Consider the following 23,767-nt stretch of genomic DNA (forward strand, 5'->3'; position numbering starts at 1 on the left):
AGTGTACCATGTTATAATCAGGTTAGTTCATGGTATGGAATTGTTAAAAACAACCTGTATAGAAAAAGGAGAACCTATATGAAAACAGTTATTTACTATTTTTCAGCAACCGGGAACAGTCTGAAGACAGCCGCAATCATATCACAGTCGCTGGGGGCAGATATGCTGCCCATGACAAAAAATAAAGGAATTCTCTGCACGGCAGATAAAATAGGGCTGGTATTCCCAACGTATTTCTGGGGTGTTCCCAGGACAGTGGGGGAATTCATAGATAAGCTGCGCGTAAGCCAGGATTCCCCCTACATGTTTGCAGTACCCACTTACGGAGAACTGCACGGGGGTGTATTGGGGCAGGTGGACAGACTCTTAGTAAACAAGGGATTGAAACTGAATTATGGCAGGGAAATCAAGGCTGTGGCCAATTTCGTGGAGGAATATAATCCAAGGGTCCATCTTGCAGAAAAAAGGTTAAGGGAAGCAGCCGGACTGGCTGAATTGGCTGCCGATGAAATTGCTGCGGGAATCTGTAATGCACCCTTTCATGATTCTGTCCTGGATAAATTGTTCTACCGGATATATACAGATGTGAAGGTCAACCATGACCAGGGATTCCATGTTGACGATACATGTATACAATGCGGCATCTGCCAAAACATATGCCCTAACCACAATATTATCTTAAAAAATGGATTATTGGAATTCCGGCATCAATGTGAACACTGCGTTGCATGCATCAACTGCTGTCCACAAAAAGCAATCCAGTGGAAATCGGCCACCCAAAAGAGGAATCGGTATAAACATCCAGATGTCACGATTAAGGAAATCATTTCAGGGATGCAAGCATTTTAGGCATGTAGTCATTTTAGGTATGCAAGCATTTTAGGTATTTAAGCATTTTAGGTATTTAAGCATTTTTAACATTCAAGCATTTTTAACATTCAGGCATTTAAGCACTTTAAACACTTTTAGCACTTCCAAACCCACCACCCACCCACCAAAAACCCCCCACTTCCAAACCAGCCCCCAAATGCGCCATATGCCTCCCTACCTTCAAAGAAAGGACCGTCACCCAAGCGACGGTCCCTCCTAAATCCATAATCTCTATTCGGACTTCTCAGTCTTTTTCTCCTCCGGCTCCTCATCTTCAAAGAAGTCATCGTCAAAATCATCGTCAAAGTCGTCTTCAAAATCTTCCAGATAATCTGGTGTAAAGAAGCGGTACACTGCATATGCGATACCTGCCACGGCTGCTACTGCGCCGATGATGGCCAGCACCCAAAGGATGCAGTTTTTCTTCTTCTCATCTTCCTCTCTTTTGTGAAGCAGTTCATTGATCCTGCTGGAGTTCATCAATTCTTCTACACGGCTTAATGCCTCTTTTCCCATTGCATCGAATCTGTCTCTGTCAAACCTGTTCATCCGGTCCACGTCCTTTCTTATATGCAAGCAAAAAGCTCAGATACATATTTTTAATTATTATACCATGGAAGTCCCTTTTTTACTATCCCAATTTCTTGAATTTTTATCCTGGGGGTTTTTAACCGGCTGTCCTATGCCTTTTTTAATTTTGCAAAGGATGCAAACATTTTTTTCTGCCCCGCAGTATCAAATTCCACGGTTACTTCATAGTCTTTCCCGCCATCCTTTATGGACTTGACGGTTCCCTCCCCAAACTTAATATGCTTTACCCGGTCTCCTTCCCTGTAATTCAGGGAAGCAGGCTTTTCAACCGTAAATGCCTTGCCAAAAGCCGGTTTCCCACCAGTTCCGGCATGACCAGCGCCTCCGCCATAGCCAGCCTTTCCAGTACAGCCTCCGCCTACGCCATAACCAGCCTTTCCGGCATGACCTGCGCCCATACCATGACCTGCGCCAGATCCCGCCCCCATGCTGCTGCCAGCGGCGGAGCCATTTCCTTGGACACCAGATCCCGCCCCGCTGCCCTGTCCTGCCGGACCGATGCCAAAACCGTCAAATGGCAGCGATGTTTTTGAGGCATAGGCATTATACCCTTTGCCAAATGTGCTTACCCGTCCTGAGGCAGCGGACTGGTTCCACGGAAGCCCTGCATCGTCTGCAGTACTGCCAAAGCCTGAGGCATTTGCCTGTCCTGCACCGTTCCCGCGGCTGCCATAGCTTCCAAGCACCGGCTCCAGGCGTTCTTCGTCCAACAGTCCTTCCGGCACTTCCTCAAGGAACCGGCTTGGCTTGCAGTATCTTGTCTCGCCGTTGACCATGCGCTGTCTGGCCGAGGTCAGCACCAGTTCCTTCTTAGCCCTGGTGATGCCCACGTAACACAGACGCCTCTCCTCCTCCAAGTCAGTCCGGTCATCTGAATTAATGGACATCATGCTGGGAAACAGGCCGTCCTCCATACCCACCAGGTATACCTTGGGAAATTCCAGGCCTTTGGCGCTGTGGAGCGTCATTAGGGTCACACGGTCCTCGGACTCATCCATGCTGTCAATATCAGCCACCAGCGCCACCTGCTCCAGGAATTCGTCCAGAGTAGGGTGTTCGCTGTCCTCCTCATAACTTACCGCCTTGTTCACCAATTCCTCGATGTTCTCAAGGCGCGTCTGGGCCTCAATCTCGCCCTCTGCCTCCAGTTCCTGCTGGTATCCGGTTTCATCCATGATTCCTTCTATCAAATCCCGGATGGAAAAATCCTCAGATTCTGCCCTGGCCCTGAAACTCTCCATCTGCCCTATGAATTTAAGGATTTTCTCGGCAGCCTTGCCCAGCCCCGGAACCTGACGTGCTTCCTTTAACGCCCCATAGAGGCTCATGCCGTGCTCAGATGCAAACGCAGTCACCTTGCCCATGGTGGTTGCGCCGATACCGCGTTTGGGAACATTGATGATGCGCAGCACGGCCAGGTCATCCACGCCATTGGCAATTGTCTTGAGATAGGCCAGGATGTCCTTGATTTCCCTTCGCTGATAGAAGTTCACGCCTCCCACCAGCCGGTAAGGCACATTATAGAAAATGCACCGTTCCTCTATGAGACGGGACTGGGCATTGGTCCTGTAGAGCACTGCCTGATCCTGATAGGAAAATTCACTGTCACGTATCTGTCTGGCCACATAATCCGCTTCCTCCCTGGCCATGTCAAACTGCTTGAACCGAATCAGACTGCCTTCCCCATTGGCTGTCCACAGGGTCTTATCCTTCCTCCCGCGGTTATGGCGGATAACACCGTTGGCCGCATTGAGGATATTCTGGGTGGATCGGTAATTCTCCTCCAGCTTTATGACCTTGGCACCTGGAAATGCTGACTCAAAGCTCAGGATATTCTCTATATCGGCCCCGCGGAACCGGTAAATGGACTGGTCGTCATCACCTACCACACAGAGATTCCTGTACTTATCCGCAAGCAGGTTCACCAGCTTAAACTGGGCCTGGTTGGTGTCCTGGTACTCATCCACCATGATATACTTGAACCGTTCCTGGTAATAATTCAGCACTTCAGCATTATTCTGGAACAGTTCCACGGTCTTGACAATCAAATCGTCAAAATCCAGGGCATTGTTCTTCTTTAACTGCTTCTGGTACTCCTTGTATATCTCCCCCACCTTTTTCTGGCGGAAATCCTGCCCTGCGTTCAGTAGGAATTCCTCAGGCATGATCAGCTTATCCTTGGCCGAGGATATCACGCCCAGCACGGAGCGCTCCTTAAACTGCTTGGTATCCACGTCCAGGCTCTTAAATACCTGCTTCATCAATGTCTTCTGGTCATCGCTGTCATAGATGGAAAAGCTGGTCGTGTATCCCAGGCATTCTATGTGCCTGCGCAGGATCCTTACGCAGGTGGAATGGAATGTGCTCACCCAGATACTCTCGGCCCCAAAACCTACCAACTGGTCCACACGCTCCCTCATTTCCCCTGCCGCCTTGTTGGTAAATGTAATGGCCAGTATATTCCAGGGGTTCACATTCTTCTCATCAATCAGGTAAGCCACCCTGTGCGTCAGCACCCTGGTCTTGCCCGAGCCCGCTCCGGCAAGAATCAAAAGAGGACCTTCGGTGTGAAACACAGCCTCCTTCTGCATGGGATTTAATGTATCGTAAATACTCATATTATATGTACCGCCTTTATTTCTTCATTCAATCTGTCAGATGTATAAGTATACCATTACAGGCCTCATTGTGCAACTTAAGACCCTTGGGTCTGTTTGAAAATTGCTTTCTGTCAGCTGTGCGTTCCACTTTGTGGGAGATTTGGTCCCGATGAGGGCGGCGTAGCGGGCTACGTTGACCGAATTGGGACCAAATATGCCGCGAAGTGGGGCGTGCTTTGCCCTAAGGGGTACCTATGGTGGATTCCTTAGGGCAGATGGCGGGAATGAATTTTCAACCAGGCCCTAGGGTATGGTTCCTTCTTCGCCGTTCCTGCATCCCCATTCTTCCCCGTCCCCATCCCGCCAGCAGAACATATTCTTACCGCTGGTCTTGGCACGGTACAGGGCTTCGTCCGCCTTCCGGTAGGCCCTGTCAAATGTCCCGCCGTCCTTCCTTATCTGTGTAATCCCAATGGAACAGCTTTGGTCCAGCCCCATCCTTAGGAGGATCCGGCTGATGGACTGAATCAGGATGCGGGCTTTATTTTCCCCCTGTTCCCTTTCCATGGGACCTGGCATGAAAATCATGAACTCATCCCCTCCTATCCTGCCTGCAATGCCGGGGGGTGGGACAAAATCCATAAGAGCTGCCCCTACTTCCTTCAGCAGTTCATCCCCCTTGAGATGGCCATGGGTATCGTTGACTTTCTTAAAGTCGTCCATGTCAATGACGAACATCAGGCCGCTTTCATGGTCATTGGTCAAAAGCCTGGTTATGTGCATTTCCGTATACTTCCTGTTGTACAGGCCGGTCAGGGAGTCCAGCTGGATGGTCCGCTCCAGAATGGCGGTCCGCTCCAGGGCAGCGGCTGCCTGGTCCGCTATGGTCTTTGGATAGTATTCGCCTTCCTGCTGGTAAATATAGGGCACGGACTGGTGCAGGCTGTCAATCACAAGCCGGCCGCTGTCATCCCGGTGGAGCCCTGCCGTAATCCTTGTATCCATGTCAATGATGACTTCCTTCCCGTCCGTATCTTTTTCCCGGGCCTTAAATTCACCATAGACTACACAGCTGTTTTCCGTAATCAGCTTTGCCTCATACCACGCTTCCCTGATGACAAAGCTGATTCCATCCGCTTCCTCCTGGTCCTTCCTCATCCCTTCTGTCAGAGCCTCCAGACCAAGATAGAATTCATGCCGTCCTGTGCCAATCACAAGCACATCAGGCGAACAATATGTAAGCAATCTGGCCAGTACCTCCGGATTACCAGATATATAACCTTCCATGGCACTCTGTATCAATTGTTTTGCTTCCCTGCAAATATCGTCCCGCATACTTATTCCTTTCAATCTGATTGCAAATTCCTCTGACATACAATATAACATAATATGGCGTTTTCTGCTACCGTCAAAGTATTTTGCCATGTTCTGGCATTTGCCCCTTGTCATCTAGTATTGAATACTATATAATAGATATAGCAATGTGATATCTAAGACAGAGGTGACTGACAGATGAAGACAAATGAAGAACGTGTTCGGGATCTGCTGGGCTATCTGGGAAGTCTGTCCCATGTTAAGCCGGAAGAGATACCTGATATTGATTTATATATGGACCAGGTTACCACCTTCATGGAAAGCCATTTAAAGGACATGCGGCGCCATCCAGAAGACAAGGTCCTGACCAAGACCATGATTAACAATTATGCCAAGAACAACCTGCTCCCCCCGCCAGTGAAGAAGAAGTATTCCAAGGACCACATGCTCATGCTGATATTCATTTATTACTTTAAGAGCCTGTTATCCTTTAATGATATTGAGGAGCTGTTCCGCCCCATCACATCGAGACACTTTACCGGCAAGGATTCTCCCCTGTCCCTGGAAGATATCTATACAGAGGTATTCACCCTTGAAAAAGGCGAGATGGGCAGCCTGATGAAAGACGTGACCGGCAAATTCGCCCGCTCCCGCAAAACCTTTCAGGACGTATCGGTGGATGAAGAAGATAAGGAATACCTGCAGCTCTTTGCCTTTATATGCGAACTGTCCTTTGATGTCTATCTGAAGACGCAGATGATTGAGATGATTGCAGACCAGCTGCGCGGGGAGGCAACGCCGCCGCGGAAGAAGTAAGCCAGGACAGACGCCGGATCCGGACAGCAGGAGTTAAAAAACGGATATCCAGTATATCGGCTGATATACCGTGATATCCGTTTTATATATGTCCGCATGATTCATATCGCGGCTCATTGCCGGTTACAGGACAGCCCACAATCCCCTGCATCCAATTTCATTATCTGCCGTCTTCCTTTTCCGGAACAATGCTGTCTACCTGAAGCCTTGAAAACACCATATCGTACCCGTCGCTTCCATAGTTCAGCGAACGGTTCACGCGGCTGATGGTTGCCGTGGACGCCCCTGTCTTTTCCGCAATCTCCAGATAGGTCTTGCCCTCCCTCAGCATCTTGGCAACCTCATAGCGCTGTGAAAGTGACAAAAGTTCATTAATCGTACACACGTCCTCGAAGAACTTATAACACTCCTCTGGATTCTTAAGTGTCAGTATGGCATCAAATAAATGATCCACTGCATCCGTTTTAATCTTTTTGTTCATGTCCTGGTTCTCTCTCCTTATAATTTATGCGGTCCACGTTCATCCCCGCCGCATGTAGTTGTGGAATCAATGTCCCCCTATAAAGGGACACAGGCCTTTGGCATGTCTGGATACCATCCGTACATGTCCCATGCCTCATACCCACTCATTTTAACATATTAAAGTTTGAAAGTCCATACATCCTAACACTTTTTCAATGTAAAGTTTCACCGTGTGCAGCATGCAGGTACCTGATTACAGCATATATCAGACGTAGACCGATGTGTGTCTGGCATGTTACAGCACAGTTCATACGCAGCCTGCATGTCCCCGGCATTTCACCGCACGCCTCAACCTACCCCCGTCCCAGCATGAATTTCTCCACCACCAGGCCGACGCCGTCATGATTATTGGAAGCAGTGATATAATCCGCAGCATTCCTTACAGGCAGCACTGCATTTTCCATGGCCACACCAAGGCCGGCATACTTAATCATGGTCAGGTCATTGTATCCGTCTCCGCAGGCAATCATCTGTTCTTTCTTAAGGCCAAGGATGTCCAGGAGACGGGCCAGGGACTGTGCCTTGTCTATGCCCTTTGGCATGATTTCAAGGAAATATTCCTCGGAACGGTATACGCTGAAGTCGCGGCCCATTGCAGCCTTTACCTTTGGTTCCACAGTCACCAGATAGTCCCCATCATCCAGCATGATGAACTTGGGTACCTGAAAATCCACATAGGCTTCCATATCATCCACCTGGCGCAGCGGAAGATGGTTAATATTGGATTCAGAGATTGCATAAGGGCATTCCCTGTTGTTGGTGATGACCTCTTCCCCCTCATAGGTCAGGATATCCACCCGGTGCTCTTTTGCCAGGCCTATGATTTTCCCGTTGGCTTCCAACGGAAGAAGGGATGAAAACACAGTCTCTCCTGTCTTACAATTGGTAATCATGCCCCCGTTATAGGACAATATGTAACTGCCAAAGCGGTCCATCTCCAGTTCCCTTGCCAGCGGCTCCACGCCGGGTGTGGGGCGTCCGGATGCCAGAACCACGATATTTCCTGCTTTCTGGGCCTCCATTAAGGCATCCCTGGTCCTGGGCGTGATGATTTTGTCCCGGTTGGTCAGAGTACCGTCTAAATCCAATACGATTATCTTATAGTCCATTGCTCTTTCTCCCCTGTTTGTTTGATATATTCCTGAATTTATTCCATGGGTTTATTTTAACAGAAAGATTGCTTTGATACAACCTTAACAAATGGTTTTGAGTGTTCAGGTGAAAACAGAGGCATAGCAGGCTCTAGGCTGGGTTTCCCACTCCTGCGCTATCGGAAAATCAGACCAGCAAAACAATAAGGCATTTAGTGCGGGTTATTCCAGTATCAACGGCAGACAATAGACCGCAACCGTACCCGTCCCCTCAGTGCTCATGATTTCCAGTCCATATCCTGACCCGAAGTTCCTGCATATTCTGTCACGCACATTCCTGATTCCTCCATGTGTCTCCCCGCTGCCAGTCTGTACGCCCGTCTCATCCTGGTCCAGGCCGTCCTTCAGGGCCGCAAGAATCTCCTCTGTCATTCCCACGCCGTCATCCATGACAGTAATCTCCAGGATTTCATCCTTACGGCGGGCCTCGATACGCACGGTACCGTCTCCTGTCTTGGGCATAAGACCGTGCTGAACCGCATTTTCCACAATAGGCTGCAGGCTCATTTTAACGATGATTGCATCCATCACATCCTCATCCACGCTGACTTCCAGCTGGATTCTGTCTTCATACTGTATCTGCATGATGTGGAAATACTCCCGTATGTTGCCGATTTCCTTTTCCAGCGGAACCATACAGCTGTAGCTGCCAATCAGGTACTCCATCTGTCGGGACAGGCTTTCTGCGATTCCGGCGGTTTCTTTATCCTCATGTTTCATGGCTGATATTCGGATGACCCCCAGGGTATCAGACACCTTCTTCATAGATGACTCCAGTTCCCGGGCCATGTTGTTAAATCCGGCAGCCAGGACACTGATTCCATCTTCCTTGTCCCCCACGTCGATGCGGCTTCCCAGATTGCCTGTCTGTATCTCCATCATTCCCTGTTCCAGCAGCCCCTCTGACCTTGAGACGCGTTTTGCCAAACTGGAAAACAGGTACACCAGCACCAGGAATGAACCGGTTAAGAATATTAAGATATACTGTCCGGTCGTGTATAAGCTGCCCATGACAGCATCTTTACCGGCCTGGGCCGCCACAATCCAGCCGCTGCTTTCCATCCGTTCATACACCACATACTGACCGGCATCGGTCAGGCTTCCCCTGATTCCCGTCATGGAAGACAGGCAGGGCATCATTGGTTCCAGCGGCTTTCCAATCTCAGGGCCATCCATACTGTAGATGCAGATTCCATTTCCGTTGATGATGGAAAATGTCTCGTGGATTCCCATGCCCACATCCCGAAGCGCCGAGGCCAGCTTTCCAAGGTCCAGGTCCAGATAGAGGTTTCCCAAGCTGATTCCAATGGTCTTAAAGGATGTCAGATCCTGGTAACTTCTGCGGAAGGTTATGACCGGGTTCCCGGAATCCGTGAAATAGCTGTCCACATGGGTAGGATACACGGAAAAATTCTCCCCGCTGTACCCTTGCTGGGATATCCACTGCCGGAAAGCGTCTTCATCCAGCACCTTCTGCGTGTTCCTGGTGACATAATATATCCTGCCCTCCCTATCCACAAAGGCTGCTGTGCGGATTCTGCTGTCCCCTTCCAGCATTTCCTCTAGGAACAAAGCCATCTGGGTGCGTTTTTCCTGGTCTTCCATGGATGTATCTTTCAGAAGCTGGTAAAGCAGTCTGCCATCCTCTGTATAAATGTCGTACATACGCCTGGTAAGACTGCTGCTTTCGTCCACCATTTCCTGCGCATTGCGTGCCGCGTAACTGACCATGCGGCCCATATCATCCAGTATGGCCTGTTCCATGTTTCCCTTAAACCTGTGAAACAGAACCGCGCCGGCAATCAGCGTGGGCACCAGCCCAAAACAGATATATGACAGGGCCAGGTGATAAAAACCACGATTCTTTCTCCGTATCATGGCGCCTCCCTCTCCCACTTGCGGGTCAGGTCATCCGCCAGATAGGACGTACGCTCCTCCCCCCAGAGGGTATCCACCAGCCGTTGGGCAAAGTAGGTAAAAAATCCATCGGGGACCTCAGCATAATCCGTCACTCCCCCGGTTCGGACCGGATTCGCGGAATAAGCCGCCTTTATGATTGCCTGATCCTGCGTATCCATTCCTCGGACAGGACGCACGGTCACCGAATCCCCATTCATGGTTTCCAGTACATTTTCATAAATTCCTTCTGAATAATAAAACTTAAGGAAACGTCTTGCTGCTTCCATCTTGTTCTTGTCCCGGGCAGTGGCCGCGGATATCCCCCATTCTGCCCTGCGTTCCTGAACCGCATAGGTAATCCCGTCTTTGCCGGGCAGGAAGAAAAATCCCAGATGTATCTGCGGATTCAGGTCCTCTATCCGGGTCAGCATCCAGGGACCGGCATACACCATGGCGGCCTGTCCTGATGCCAGCAACTGGGCTGTCTGACTGTCGGATACATTCCGGTATGCCGGGTTTATATATCCCTGTTCCGCAAGATTCCGGTAATCGGCAAGCATCTGCCGGGTATGTTTCGCGGTCCACTGCACGTTTCCGTCTTCTGTAACCATATAATTCCTGAACAGATAATTCCCCCAGGATTCCATATGACGCACATCAGCCGCCCCCAGGGCCAGAGGATCATACCCCGCCTCCTTTACCGTTTCACATATTTGGAGGAAATCCTCAAATGTGTCAGGTGCAAGAAGCCCCTGGCCCTTAAATATATCTTTATTGTAAATAATTCCCAGCGTAGTTGCATACAATGGCACACCATAACACACCCCCTCATATGTGCCAGGATTCTCCACCAGGACAGAAACAGCCTCCGGAACCGGCGCCAAAAGTCCTGCGGCAGCCAGGGCAGATGTCTCCCTCATTTCCACAATGTCAAAGAATTCCTTTTGGGCAGCCAATATTTTCAGGGACTCAATATAGGGCCGGTTCTTATTTTCCGGCATACAGTACAATTCCAACTCGATGTCCTCATTCGCCTTCATGAATGCCTCTGCCGTGTCTTCAACCACGCTTTTCCATTTCAAATCATCAGCGGAATAGACCAGACGGAGTCTGACCTGGCTGGAAGCCTCCTCTGTTCTGGCAGCTTGTCCGGTATAGGTTTTATGGACCGCACCGTCTTCACCGGAGGGTAATGTACGGACGGAACAGGCGGACAGCGTGATTGTTAAAAACAGGACGGTCAATAACAGGAATACGGACATGGGGAAGAAACGGAATACACCCGATGGCATGGCATTGGAAAAGCCGGCTCCACATCGCGTAACACCGGAACATGATTCCGAAAGCCGCAGTACTTGGGTTCCCAGGAGTCCATATTCTTGGGCCCCATATTTTGGGGCTCTGCATTTTTGGACTCTGCATTTTTGGACTCCGAATCCTTGGGCTTTAAATCCCAGGCTCCTCCTGCCTGCTGCCTTTCCCAACCGCCCCGTACCTTTACACCCTATTTCTCCCATGGTGTTCCCTGTATTCACTTGGACTCTGCTCATATTTCCCTTTAAAATTTTCGTTAATCCGGCGTACATTCTTATACCCCACAGCCTCAGCCGCCTTATTTTCCTTGTAACCCGTTTTTTAACAGCTTTATGGCCCCTTTATCCCTATATCTGTCAGATAGTTCCTGGAATCCTCCCCTGCATGTTTCCTAAAACAGCGGTTGAAATGCCGTCTGTCGGATAATCGTTCCCTGCTCATTCTTTTCCATGGACTTCAGTATATAATCCCTTACCTCGCAGATTAACGCTTTCTTTGGATAGATGAATCCCTGATACCCGTCAATAAAGACAACCTTGTTCCCAAGTCCCGGCGTGTTGTTTTTTCAGCATAGGAACTCGCCTCGACTATTACAATAATTTTATTCGAAATCCCATCCGCAGCAGTATGAAGGAATCAAACAGCGAATGTCCGGTAACAGGTAACAGGCAGCGGACATCCGAAATCATGCAATAAGCAGCACTTATATTACACGCACTTTATACTTCTTTCAAACTGAGTTTATTGTCAATAAATTCATATTCAACCAATTTCACGGACGACCAGATACATGGTATGGCAGGCCGGCAGCCTTTTGTATAGTGTCTTACACATTCCCGGTCCCTCTTCTGTCTGACGGAATCCGAAAACCCTGACGCCACTACATATGCCTCAATCATGGAATAGTCGCCATATGCGTATTCTCCCTGAATCCAATCCACATATTTCATTATCTGTCCAATGACATCATCTGCCGCCTCTCCCTTTTTTATCTCTACTACCAGATACCTGGATTTAGTCTTATATCCCGGAATATACCTGTATCCGAATATGTCCATCTTATCCATATACTCAATTGCCTTAAACGGTGAGGCAACCACCTGATGGGATATATAGTCCCACTTTCCCATCGGAGTACTGTTATCTCCTGACAGGATTTCACACAACGCGGCTTCAATTGCCATTTCATGATTAATCTTGCTTCCTTTAGCACATGACATAAGTATGTTATCTGCTGTCAGCTTGTACTGTTCTGTATTTTTATCCCTAATCTGATTATGTAATACTTTCGAAAATGGATATGCATTTTTATTAAGAAGCAGGTCTTCCTCATTTCTTTTCAAAATAATATCCATCAATGCCTGATTTTCATCATCATCCACTTTAATAAAAGAAACCTTCCACATCGCCCGAAGCATGCGGAACCTGTCCGGATTGCTGTTTAATGCATCATCCATATCCACTCCATTTAAAAAGAAAAGCGGTGATGGCTCAAACACACACAAACAGCGGTTATTGGCAGTTCCCTCATCCAACAACGGTTCCAGTTTCTTATAGTTTTTCTTTGAATAATCGACCGGCCTGTCCGCACCAATATAATTTAAGAACCTGCACTCCGAATGAATTTCAATCAGCTTTCCAATGCCGTATATTTTCCTCTTAATAAAGAAATAGATGCTGTCACCTGGTTTCATGCTAAGATAGTCAGCAAATGTCCCTTCATGATACGTCATCCAATTCCCCTTTGGCGTACCGAGATTAGTACTGTATGTTCCTGTCTTTACACAATATGTAAGAGAATCAATATCACTAAGAGTCATTATATATCCAGCCATAAAGCCTCCTCCTTTATCTCTTGCCGCTCCCCCGCGCCCTGGTGTGGTTCAACATTCCTTCCTGCTCCATGCACGTCTCACTTCATCGTGGTTTGAACGTATAAAGCCGGACGTACAAGGAACACTTTAACACATGCAATGGAGTGCTTTTTTATTTACTTTACCGCAAAAACAATGGAATGAAAAGGAGAAACTTATATGAAACTACAATTCTGTGCGAATGGGATGAACTCCGTCCTGTCTTTATGAGTTATATGAGGAGTTTTTTATGAGTCATCCGGCGTTGTCTTTTGGATTTATCCTATATCGTCTTTTGGATTTATCCGACACCGCCTTTTGGATTTATCCAATGCCGTCTTTTTAAGTCATCCAGCGCTACCTTTATGAATCCTCCATCTCCGTAGTTATGCATTATCCGGCGCCGTTTTAGGTGTATAAACGGTTTCCTTCCCATCCATCCTGATTAAAACCGACTTACCCGGAATCTCCTGATTTCCATAAATAAAAGGTTCATCATTAAAATTTGCTGCTGCCTGTATTCCATCGCCATATTCCGTCATCTGCACGGAACCGTCTTCCTTCAGATATCGAAAACCAGTCATCTCCTGTGTGACGGCATTCCGGCTGAATTCAGACCATACCGCATTATGTCTTACTATATCATCCTTATATTTTTCCCACTGGGCGGCATCCAGATGGTAAAGGGGCGGAACATTATAAAGGATTTCCCGCAGCATGCGCGTTCCGGTCTGGTCTTTGATTTTAAAGGTTGACCAATCCCAGTGGTAGCTGGTAATCACGGAATCATTATAGACCAGTTTGTACAGCGGGACATCATATCTTAGGTCGGTGAACAGTGTCCGGTACCTGCTTTTTACAGGAATCCGTCTGGAAAAATGCTCCGCCACCCCACCGTCCGGATTATAATATTTTCCTATAAAATATTCACTGTCCCTGTTTTCCTTCATATCATCGTCCATCCACGAAAAACTCTGCATCTCAATTCCATGTGCAAATGCAATGGTAGAAGCTGCAAAATCATGGCCTCCCTCAGAACCGATGACCATGCCGTAGGTATCCCGGATATATGCCATCCGCTCCAGCCGGGCCGCCAGGTCCTGCTGCTGCGTGGTAATATGGCCTGGCGCATAATCATCATAAATCTCCCCGGTGGCATCACAGTCAATAAACCAGGAATTAAAAGGAAGTCCGTTGCCCATGATTTCCAGCATCCGCTCCCGTACAGCAGGAAGTGACAGAACCGGATTCAGCTTTCGCCCCACACCCTTAAATCCCTCTATTTTCCCTCCATCCCTATCCTCCACCGATGCGCGGTCATATAGGGATGTATCCCCGAATCTGGCCGTAACCCACTGTTCATTGCCCGGCTCATGTATGGAGTGATAGGAATCATAGCTGCCAATAAGATAGCCCTGGCCTACCGCCTCCTCCACAAGTTCCGGTTTCGCATAGGCCTGTTCCCAGCTGTTAAGCCCAATCCACGCCTGGCTGATGCCGGACGTCTTCAGCTGCCGGATTAGTTCCACCGTATTCTGGTCCATCCAATTGGAGGGATTGCCGAATACATCCGGAAGGTTTGCGGACAGGATATATTTGTTAACCTGGATTTGATTGGATTCGTTCAGGTTTTCATATCCCGGAGCCAGAATCGCTGTCAATTCAGGGGAGGATGTGGTAAATGCATGCCAAAGGGCGGACGGCGCATCGGAGGGTGCAGTGGACGGCGCATCGGGCGGGGCGGTGGATGGTGTGTAGAACGATTCATAAGGTAGTGAAGAAAGCTGCGAATAGAATTCCGGCAGTTTCAATACTCCGCTGAGATAACTGCATACCAGATGTTTCTGGTAGTCCGCAACATAATCCTGAGATTGGATTTCATCCAAAACTGCTTTGATTTCATTTCCATTCTCCACCTGGGATGAAAATGATGTAAGGTAATTCATGAACAGCGACCCTATTGCGGTACGAAAGGCCGGCCAGTTCACGTCCTCAGGGGAAATGAGCCGCTCGCCCCAAAGGTATATGAATGGTGCGCCGTAAAGCTTCCTTATCATCGGATTAGATTCTGCCTTTTGTTCCAATGTGATAAACCAGTCAGTTTCCCTCACATACTTGCGGTAGAGCTTCGCCGCAGAGACAGGGTCATTGTCTGTAAGATAGATGCGGAACTGCTTTGTCCTGTCCGTATCAATAGCCGGAAACTCATTATTCAGTGAAAATGTCAAATCCGGATTTTGTCTGAAACCTATTTTCGTGTGGAATGGGTCTTCCATTATGAACAGGACCGCGTAATCTCCAGCGGATGATATCCAAAAAGGCATGGAAAACTGTTCAAGGACAGAAAATTCCTTGGCAGGAGGATTGGACTGGTCTGCCGGATAGGATTGTCCTGCCGGATTAGGCTGACTGACCTGGGCTGTTGTGTTGGATTCTTCCAGCTGACCTGCAAAATCCGCCGGAAAGGACGAAGCAGGTTGGCCTATCTGCCCCGCCAGATAATCCTTCCAGACCGAATTATCTGCCGGAACCCGCTTTCCTTCACCAAATGGGAAATAATAGCTGTACGCAGATATTTCCGGCCATGTAAAGGCGTTGTCACGGTCTGTCTCCGAAGTAATCATAACACTGAGGTAATCGTCTTCAGGGCTAACGGAGACAGCAATCCCATCTTCCTGATACCGCCATGAGACTTCCTCGCCCTTTTTCCGGTAATCTTCCACCGCCCTCTCCTGAAGCGGTAAAGCTGCGCGCACTGAACCATCCGCTGTAAACAGTTCAATCGCAAATGTTTCCGAATCCACCTCATACTCAAATGCCATGCCCATGGCTTTCCCAAAATCAGAATCTTCTTCCTGTTCCCGAAGGACGGCGGATACCTTCACCGCATCCGTCCCCTTACTGTCTGCAATGGGATTATGAATCCCGCACCCGGTCAGGCATACCGCAAATAGAATGCATGCCCCCCGGAATAACAAACCTGGTTTTGTCATGTCAATCTCCTTATCATTTTTATACTTCAGACCCAGTATAATAAGGGGATGTTACATTTATTTGACAAAACCAGGTTTTAAAAAATAACCGTAATTTTTATTCTCCCGTCTTCTGCGGTACAATTTATCCCATAACCGCATTGTTCTGCAATCTTTTTTACAATAGGCAGCCCCAGCCCGGTACCGGACAGATTTTGATTGCGGGAGGACTCCCCGACATAGAATGGTTCCCATATTCTGTCTAAATCCAGATTCCCTGCCTGCAGCTGGTTGGATATGGTAAAATGACAACCAGCGTCATTTCCATACAGACGTATTTCAATCCCAGGCCCAGACTCTGCCGCATATTTAATTGCATTGGACAGCAGGTTGGAAAAAATAGTTGAAATCAGTTCTGCATTTCCCCGGATATACCGGTCCGGTTCTATGGATGTGGAAATACCGAGATTTCTCTGAACGGCAGATATCCTCTGTTCCTCAACCTGGTCCTGCAGCAGGCGGTCAAGGGCAATGGTCTCTTCCGAATATTTCTTCTGCCCAATCCGTGACAACCCCATTAACTGTTCTGTGAGCCGGGCCATTTTCGCATTCTGGCGGATAATGGTGTCTAAAAATGTCCCGTCATCCAGCCCATCCTGCATCCCTGTCGCATAGGTGCCAATCAGCGAGATGGGCGTCTTCAGGTCATGGGCCACATTGTCCAGCAGCGCCTCCATCTGCCGGTTCTTCCCAAGCAGCATATCCTGATATTCCTTAATACTTTGGCTCATCCGGTTCATACTGTCGGCCACTGTCTCCAGTTCATCATTAGTATGGATTACCAGCCTGCTGCCGTAATCCTGCCCGGAAATCCTGCGTGAAAACTCCTCCATCTCCTTTAATGGGTTGGTAATGTGCCTAACCAGTATATACATGAGGACTACTGCAACCACGGATGAAATGGACAGAAGGATAATCAGGAACTGATTCAATATGCCAACAGTTTCCTCGGTATTGGGAACCACCGCGGCAATGGCAAACATGCCTTTATCTGTAAACATGTACTCAGCCAGAATCCCATACTTCAGTTTTTCCTGCTGATAAAGGCGTAGCTTCATGCCGTGTTCTACCGCATCCTGGTAATCCTGTTCCCAAAGCCAGAACTTCTGGAAACCTAACCCCTTTTGCCGGAACTGTTCGCGCAGTTCATTGCTGAGGGCTTCACTGTCCGATGTGTTGCTTGAATATACAACCAGGACCTTTTCCTGTTCTTCCAGAATCCTAACAGCATTTTCAGGCGTTGTACCGCTTTCAAAAAGGGTGATTAGCTGACTGCCAATGTCCTGGATATAATGTTTTTGACTGCGCAGGTAGTATTTCCCTACAATCTTTGAGTTCACTACAAGGGATAGGATTAGAGTGAATGCCATAATCAACGCTGTTCCGTAGATGAACTTTTTCCATAATTTATTCATATATCTGGTTTTCTGTTTGTGTCTGACCGGATAAGTGGCCATATACTGGTTCGTGTACTTGTCTGTAAGTTTCGTTATATATTTAATCCTTCCTGTCACTAATGACATAGCCGATTCCGATGCGGGTCTTTATATACTCCTCTCCGATTTTCCTGCGAAGCCTGCGGATATGGGTATCCACGGTCCGGCTGTCGCCCTCAAAGTCCATCCCCCATACCTGGTTTAACAGCTGCTCCCTGGTCAGGATGATGCGCTGGTTGGTCAGGAAATAACGGAGCAGTTCATATTCCGTCCTGGTCAATACAACCGGAATGTTGCCTTTCCTTACCTCAAAGGTCTCCTGGTTCAGGGAAATGTCCCCGCAGCACAGGATACCTTCCAGACGGCAAAGCTTCTTGATACGCAGAAGAAGCACCTTGATGTCGAATGGCTTACGCACATAGTCGTCTGCCCCGCTGGTTAAACCCAGGATTTCATGCTCTGTTTCTCCCTTTGCAGTCAGCATCAGGATTTTAATTGGAAGGTTCAGGGCCCGGATTTCACGGCAGGTCTGGATGCCATCCTGGACCGGCATCATCCAGTCCAGGATCAGGAGGTCGGGGAGGGTGGCGGGTGCATGTGATGAGGGGGATTTCGAAAAGGTCAATCCCAAGTTATTTTTGGCTTCCTTCTTTAGACCACAGCGTTCCATCAGATAGGTAATGGCTTCTTGTCCGTTAGATACAACGGATACCTGGTAACCCTCCTTTTGCAGGTAAAGAGTTAGGATTTTCCGGAGGTCCGGATGGTCTTCGGCAATTAGGATGTGCATGACAGTTCCTCTTTCATTTCTATATATTACTTTGTAAATCTTCAGCACATATAACGCAAAGCTTTACATATTTAAAATCCCCTGATAAAATTTTACTATTACTCATGTTAGATGTAAATATTCATTCTCATACCGCTTCCTATAATAATCCATCGACCGGTACTCAATCACATCCTTCATCTGCTCCGCAAACCCATCCAGCCCCACAGCCTCATGAAGCTGCGGATTTAATGCCAGCACCGCCCCCTCCAGCTGCACAAAAAAACCATTACCGGACTGCAGCAAAAACTTTACCGGATTTTTCAATGCCTCGGTGACACAGCGTTTCTTATCCCATGACCTAAAATCACTGGTCCCTTTATCTTTCTCTAAATCCTTCCAGTTATTTGCCGTACCATAAAACTCCATATAACTGCGATAAATATCATCTTCACTGATTGCCGTCTTAATATCCCCATCATTATAAAAGGCCATCAACACCGGCATCTTATATGATTTTGACATCTGGGTGGTTTCCAGCAACTCCAGGAACTCATTCCCAATCCCCCGGAAAATAATACGCTCCCTATCCCCCAATTCATCCAACCCGTCCAGATATCTCAGATAATGCTTAAACGGGCTGTTCTTCAGGCCTGCACTCAGCTGAAAAATCTCATCCTCCATATAAGTAAACAGTTCCATCCGGGTAGGTACCCTTCCGCCCAGCTGCTCTTTAATACGGAAATACTCTCCCCTGACCCGTTCTTCCTTCTTAACCCCTTTCTTCGCCATCTCATGAAACAGATCAATTAGCCGCATATCAAAATCCACCACACACTCATCCGGATATTCAAAGTCCTGCTGCTGCATCCGTTCTGCCTCTGCACTGGAATATGGCCTTTCGCTTAACAAGAATGGTGCAGAACCTGCCTTCTCATAATTTCCTATGAAATCCAGTACATTCAGATACTCCTTATTCCTGCTTTTACGCAGTCCCCGGCCAAGCTGCTGCAAAAACACAACCGGTGATTCTGTGGGTCTTAAGAACATGACCATATCAATCTCACTGATATCAAGTCCTTCATTGAACATGTCAACTGAAAAAATTACCTTTATCTCACCATCCCTGAGTTTTCTTATGGCTTCGCCCCTCTCCTCCGCGTATTCACCGTCTGAATCGCTGTACACTGCGGCCGCCGGGATATTCCTAAGACAGAATTCCTTTGCCATCTGCTCCGCATGCTTACGGGAACAACAGAACCCTAACGCCTTTCTTGAGCGGTATTTCATATAGTGGTTGTAAATTAAATCGTACCGTCTGTTGACCAGCAGTTCCCTTGTCAGTTCTTCCTCCGCGTACCTGCCCTTTACCATATGTATCCCGGAATAATCCACTGTCTCATCAAAAATGCCATAATAATGAAACGGTACCAGCAGGCCTTTATTAACCGCATCCTTTAAGTTTATTTGATAGGGCACATTATAATCGCATAATTCATATATATTCCTTCCATCCATCCTGTCTGGTGTGGCGGTCAGTCCCAGCATGAACTGAGGCCTGAAATATTCCATAATCCGTTTATACTGGTCCGTCACCGCATGATGGAATTCATCAATCACGATATAGTCAAAATAATCCCTGGGAAAATACCTTTCATTCAGATAAGCCGGTTTTCCCAGGCTTGATACCGATGCAAAGATTACCGACTTTCCAATGCATTTCTCCTGACCGGTAAAAAATCCATAATCATCCGAATTCCGCACATTACGGAAACTCTCAGCCGCCTGTTTTAATATTTCCTCCCTGTGCGCCACAAACAGGACGTTTTCATAAGTCCTGGAATCAAAAGCTGCCAAATACGTCTTTCCTATACCGGTTGCCGCATAGACCAAACCCTTCTTCGCTCCTTCCCTGCGGCTGCATTTTAATGCATACAAGGCTTCAATCTGCGCTCCTCTTGGTTCAAATCCTCCCACACGGTCCGTTTCGTTGACAAGACTGTCATACCGTTCCAAATCCCGCTGGACCGCTGGTTTTTTCCACTCCTTTGAATATTGCTTCAGGACCTGGTCATTTATAATGATGGAATGGTTATAAAACAGATCTTCAAATGTATCATAAAACTGTCTGAAATTATACGCATCACGTCTATTGTCAAAATGATAATTCCATTCAATTCCTGATGTAAGCGCACTCTTAGATATATTGGATGAACCTATATAGATTTCTCCCCAATCTCCATTGCGGAAAATATAAGCTTTGGGGTGGAATGAACGGCCCCTATCATTATAAAAGCGCAGTTCCACCTGGTCCCCCAATTTATCCTTTATCAGATACAATGCCCCGGGCTGCGTAATCCCAAGGTAATTGCCCGTTAGTATCCTGATTTTCGCACCGCGTTCCAGAGCCTGTTCCAAATCATCCAGTATCATCTTCACACCTGACTCCATGAGAAATGACACAATGATGTCTATATGCCCTGCCTTGAGCATACTGAGCTTTAACTGGTACAAAAGGAAACGGTTTTTATCCATTCCCCCTGTCATCACATCACAGGACCCGATATCAAACTGCATATTATCTGCTCCTCTTATTTTTTCCTCAAAATCATGTTCAGCCATTTCTCTTCATCTCTCCCCGGTCGTACATCAGATGTCACCCACATATCCTCAACTGAAAATACATCCACAGTATCCAACAGCCCTTTCATCTTATCCTCAGTCATATCCGTAAAATAACGCCCGTTCCGTTCCCTTTCATCCGTTCCATATTTAAACGATGTATACAGAATCCCATGCGGAACCAGGGCACGGGCCATTTTCACAAACACCTCAGCCAACTCACTGTATGTGAGATGTAAAATCGATGAACAGGCCCAGATTCCATCGTACGTTTCATTTTCATTCAAATCCTGGAAGAACATCTGCCTGACATTGGCGCCGGTATACTCCGCTGCTATCTTAACCAGTTCCTCTGAGCCGTCCACTGCTTCTGCCTTAAAGCCTCTGCCCAGAAAATACTTTGTATCCCTGCCTGATCCGCATCCGAAATCAAGTATCCTGGCCCCTGGATTCAAATATTTCAGAAACCGGTCCTGCATCTCTGTAAATTCAACATCCCTTGTGTTATCAAAAAATTCCTTTGCATGCAGATTATAATATTCCAATGAATCATTCATCCCTTTACTATCGCTCCTCTCATCCTGCTAATTAGCCAATGGCTCTTTTCTCTTCGTAATCCACTAACTGCTCTTCAAATCCCATCCTTTAAATCCAGCATTCTGGGCAGACTTATAAACAGGAAGCATGATATTCTCCAGATTAGTGCAAAATTCTTCCTTATTCAGACCAGGTTTATATAGCTTCATATAAACCTCATCGCTATTGATATGCACATTCCTGCATTTTTCAAATGCTTCATGAACCACTTCATATTCCCACATCATATTATAAGAAAAATATTCTGTTCTACATAACGCCGGAAAATATATGTCCCAGTCCGGCAGGTTATTCCCTTTTTTGCTGTTAATTCTCTTTGTTGTTGGATGTAGGTTCCAAAATTCATTATGTGCCACATAAGACCATGGAACAAAATGGTCAATGGAAATATTTTGGCTGGTAAGCGGCTGGTTTAGATAAATTTCATCAACCGGCTTTATTTCAATAATCTTCTTCCAATATTGGATGACCAGATTCATCTGCCTTTTTCGCGGAACATCCAGTTTCTCTGCAATTCCCGGCACATTTGGATTCCGTCTTTGCAGATACATAATCAGATTATACCGCACCCAGCCTCTTAATATCTCCTTATTCTTACTAATATAGTCACACCACTCCGGCTGGATCTTGATGGCAGTCTTCATTCCGGCCAGTTCTGTAAAATAATATATTAAACGTTTTTCACGATTTAAATTCTCTGCCAGTTTCTTTCTGGACCCCTTCCACATATCATTGGTTATCTGTTTTGTAAAAGGCGCCTGAAGTCTGTACGGAACATTCTGTATTATAGTCCGTTTCATTTCAGCCACGTTTTTATCATTAAACCCATTTAAAAAAGAGAGTATTACATCCTTTTTTTCATTGGTTTTGAGACCGCTTACCTGATATATGTATTTCACAAGGGCTTCCAGGGTATCTGACGGTCCCAGATTCAGCCTGAATTCCGTAACCATATACCATGCATCCGCAACCATCCAGTTAATCAACTCATCATATGTCAAATAGGATTTTCCATCACTGACCTTGTCTACAATGGCAAGAAACCAGAATAATTTATATGATTCACTTTTTTTATCAAACAATCTGGCTAAATATATAATATCGATTGTTTCTGAATATGGAAGCTGCATTTTTCCTTCCCCCTGCAATGTATCCGGCAAATCATATACCAGGAATATCTATAGCTTGATTTACGTCTCCAAATACATATATTTACAACATTATACCACAGGATTTCACTTTTCACCTATATATACCCTTGTTTATACTTACATTTTCAATTTTTCCCTCACCCCCGCCCGTCCCTCCTAATAAAATATACTAAACCCCAACAAACACAAGGAGTATCTATGAAAAAATTTATAAGCATCCTACTGGCAGGAGCCATGGCAGCCGCTGCCCTTACCGGCTGTGCAAAAACTCCGGGCGGGGCTGCCTCCGGCAGCACGCCCCTGGTCCTTAACGAGGTGGCCCACTCTATCTTCTACGCCCCACAGTACGCGGCCATTGAACTTGGCTACTTTGAGGAGGAAGGCATTGACCTGACCCTGGTCAACGGCGCAGGGGCAGACAAGGTCATGACCGCCCTTATCTCCGGTGACGCGCAGATTGGTTTCATGGGTTCAGAAGCCAGCATTTACGTGTATCAGGAAGGTTCACAGGACTACGCCGTGAACTTTGCCCAGCTGACCCAGCGCGCCGGTAACTTCCTGGTGGGCCGCCAGCCGGAAGATAATTTCAAATGGGAAAACCTGAAAGGCAAGAAAGTCCTTGGAGGACGTGCCGGCGGCATGCCCCAGATGGTATTTGAGTATATCCTTAAGAAACACGGTCTTGACCCCAAAACAGACCTTACGATTGACCAGAGCATCAACTTCGGGCTGACCGCCGCTGCATTTACCAGCAACGATGCTGACTACACCGTTGAATTTGAGCCGTTTGCAACTACCCTGGAGAGCGAAGGCAGCGGAACCGTTGTGGCATCCCTTGGAACGGAATCCGGTTATGTGCCCTATACCGCATACTGTGCCAGGAAGAGTTATATGGAGAATAATCCGGAATTAATCCAGAAGTTCACGAATGCCATCCAGAAAGGCATGGACTACGTCAACTCCCACTCCGCCGAGGAAATAGCCAAAACCATTGCTCCCCAGTTCAAGGAGACCCCTGTGGACAAAATCGCTATCATTGTTGGCCGTTACAAGGACCAGGATACCTGGAAGGATAACACGGTCTTTGAAAAAGACAGCTTTGAGCTTCTGGAGAATATTCTGCAGGAAGCAGGAGAGCTGAACCAGCGCGTGCCCTACGAGGATCTTGTGACCACGCAGTTCTCGGAAGCCGCGAAGTAAACCTGCCAATATTACCGGATCATTTTTCCG

General features: G+C 47.3%; 18 protein-coding genes and 1 pseudogene. 4 read left to right on the forward strand and 15 right to left on the reverse strand.

What is annotated here, in order from left to right; translation table 11 throughout:
* Positions 1–78 precede the first annotated feature (78 nt).
* Positions 79–849: an EFR1 family ferrodoxin gene (locus tag DWX59_RS18510; RefSeq protein ID WP_117560692.1), complete on the forward strand. Its 771-nt coding sequence runs from the start codon at positions 79–81 to the stop codon at positions 847–849.
* A 252-nt stretch (positions 850–1,101) separates the two neighbouring features.
* Here DWX59_RS18510 and DWX59_RS18515 read toward each other — a convergent pair whose 3' ends face one another.
* The 3 genes from DWX59_RS18515 to DWX59_RS30075 all read right to left on the reverse strand — a co-directional run bounded on the left by DWX59_RS18515 (position 1,102) and on the right by DWX59_RS30075 (position 4,277).
* The gene (locus tag DWX59_RS18515) at positions 1,102–1,419 is read right to left on the reverse strand and encodes a hypothetical protein (protein ID WP_008722130.1); all 318 of its coding nucleotides are present in this window, start codon (positions 1,417–1,419) and stop codon (positions 1,102–1,104) included.
* Between the two features lie 131 nt (positions 1,420–1,550).
* Complete coding sequence (locus DWX59_RS18520) at positions 1,551–4,079, reverse strand: ATP-dependent helicase (protein WP_117560693.1); 2,529 nt, start codon at positions 4,077–4,079, stop codon at positions 1,551–1,553.
* A 36-nt stretch (positions 4,080–4,115) separates the two neighbouring features.
* Positions 4,116–4,277, reverse strand: a complete 162-nt coding sequence (locus tag DWX59_RS30075) for a DUF6783 domain-containing protein (protein WP_319638814.1) — start codon at positions 4,275–4,277, stop codon at positions 4,116–4,118.
* Here DWX59_RS30075 and DWX59_RS30080 point away from each other — a divergent pair.
* Positions 4,233–4,331, forward strand: a pseudogene (locus DWX59_RS30080) (DUF6783 domain-containing protein); the annotation flags it as partial. The gene DWX59_RS30075 and the pseudogene DWX59_RS30080 overlap by 45 nt on opposite strands.
* 33 nt (positions 4,332–4,364) lie before the next feature.
* Here DWX59_RS30080 and DWX59_RS18525 read toward each other — a convergent pair.
* The gene (locus DWX59_RS18525) at positions 4,365–5,348 is read right to left on the reverse strand and encodes a diguanylate cyclase domain-containing protein (protein WP_235845104.1); all 984 of its coding nucleotides are present in this window, start codon (positions 5,346–5,348) and stop codon (positions 4,365–4,367) included.
* Between the two features lie 225 nt (positions 5,349–5,573).
* On the opposite strand from DWX59_RS18525, the gene DWX59_RS18530 reads away from it, so the two are divergent.
* Positions 5,574–6,191, forward strand: a complete 618-nt coding sequence (locus tag DWX59_RS18530) for a DUF1836 domain-containing protein (protein ID WP_117560694.1) — start codon at positions 5,574–5,576, stop codon at positions 6,189–6,191.
* Positions 6,192–6,351: 160 nt separating this feature from the next.
* Here the strand turns inward: DWX59_RS18530 and DWX59_RS18535 are convergent, their stop codons facing one another.
* The 11 genes from DWX59_RS18535 to DWX59_RS29055 form a co-directional block, all read right to left on the reverse strand.
* Positions 6,352–6,672, reverse strand: coding sequence for a YerC/YecD family TrpR-related protein (locus tag DWX59_RS18535; RefSeq protein WP_117560695.1), 321 nt, complete (start codon positions 6,670–6,672; stop codon positions 6,352–6,354).
* A 334-nt stretch (positions 6,673–7,006) separates the two neighbouring features.
* A complete protein-coding gene (locus DWX59_RS18540) occupies positions 7,007–7,822 on the reverse strand; it encodes a Cof-type HAD-IIB family hydrolase (RefSeq protein ID WP_117560696.1) in 816 nt (271 codons plus the stop codon).
* A gap of 204 nt (positions 7,823–8,026) precedes the next feature.
* Positions 8,027–9,742: a sensor histidine kinase gene (locus tag DWX59_RS18545; protein ID WP_117560697.1), complete on the reverse strand. Its 1,716-nt coding sequence runs from the start codon at positions 9,740–9,742 to the stop codon at positions 8,027–8,029.
* Positions 9,739–11,055 (reverse strand): ABC transporter substrate-binding protein, encoded by a 1,317-nt coding sequence (locus DWX59_RS18550; protein ID WP_235845105.1) that lies wholly within the window; start codon positions 11,053–11,055, stop codon positions 9,739–9,741. The genes DWX59_RS18545 and DWX59_RS18550 overlap by 4 nt, the downstream gene beginning before the upstream one ends.
* Before the next feature lie 741 nt (positions 11,056–11,796).
* Complete coding sequence (locus tag DWX59_RS18555; RefSeq protein ID WP_235845106.1) at positions 11,797–12,810, reverse strand: PDDEXK family nuclease; 1,014 nt, start codon at positions 12,808–12,810, stop codon at positions 11,797–11,799.
* Between the two features lie 506 nt (positions 12,811–13,316).
* Positions 13,317–15,923 carry a glycoside hydrolase gene (locus DWX59_RS18565; protein ID WP_235845107.1) on the reverse strand — a complete coding sequence of 869 codons (2,607 nt, stop codon included), beginning with the start codon at positions 15,921–15,923 and terminating at the stop codon, positions 13,317–13,319.
* Positions 15,924–16,000: 77 nt separating this feature from the next.
* Complete coding sequence (locus DWX59_RS18570; protein ID WP_117560760.1) at positions 16,001–17,377, reverse strand: sensor histidine kinase; 1,377 nt, start codon at positions 17,375–17,377, stop codon at positions 16,001–16,003.
* Between the two features lie 82 nt (positions 17,378–17,459).
* On the reverse strand, positions 17,460–18,188 hold the full coding sequence (locus DWX59_RS18575; RefSeq protein WP_117560698.1) for a response regulator transcription factor: 729 nt from the start codon (positions 18,186–18,188) through the stop codon (positions 17,460–17,462).
* Positions 18,189–18,290: 102 nt separating this feature from the next.
* Positions 18,291–20,789 carry a DEAD/DEAH box helicase family protein gene (locus DWX59_RS18580; protein ID WP_117560699.1) on the reverse strand — a complete coding sequence of 833 codons (2,499 nt, stop codon included), beginning with the start codon at positions 20,787–20,789 and terminating at the stop codon, positions 18,291–18,293.
* Positions 20,759–21,346: a class I SAM-dependent methyltransferase gene (locus tag DWX59_RS18585; protein WP_117560700.1), complete on the reverse strand. Its 588-nt coding sequence runs from the start codon at positions 21,344–21,346 to the stop codon at positions 20,759–20,761. The genes DWX59_RS18580 and DWX59_RS18585 overlap by 31 nt, the downstream gene beginning before the upstream one ends.
* Positions 21,347–21,409: 63 nt before the next feature.
* On the reverse strand, positions 21,410–22,516 hold the full coding sequence (locus tag DWX59_RS29055; RefSeq protein WP_173906186.1) for an HNH endonuclease domain-containing protein: 1,107 nt from the start codon (positions 22,514–22,516) through the stop codon (positions 21,410–21,412).
* Between the two features lie 219 nt (positions 22,517–22,735).
* Between DWX59_RS29055 and DWX59_RS18595 the strand changes: the two genes are divergently transcribed.
* Complete coding sequence (locus tag DWX59_RS18595) at positions 22,736–23,737, forward strand: ABC transporter substrate-binding protein (RefSeq protein ID WP_117560701.1); 1,002 nt, start codon at positions 22,736–22,738, stop codon at positions 23,735–23,737.
* Positions 23,738–23,767 lie beyond the last annotated feature (30 nt).

It is taken from the genome of Enterocloster aldenensis (assembly GCF_003434055.1).
GTDB classification, from domain to species: domain Bacteria; phylum Bacillota; class Clostridia; order Lachnospirales; family Lachnospiraceae; genus Enterocloster; species Enterocloster aldenensis.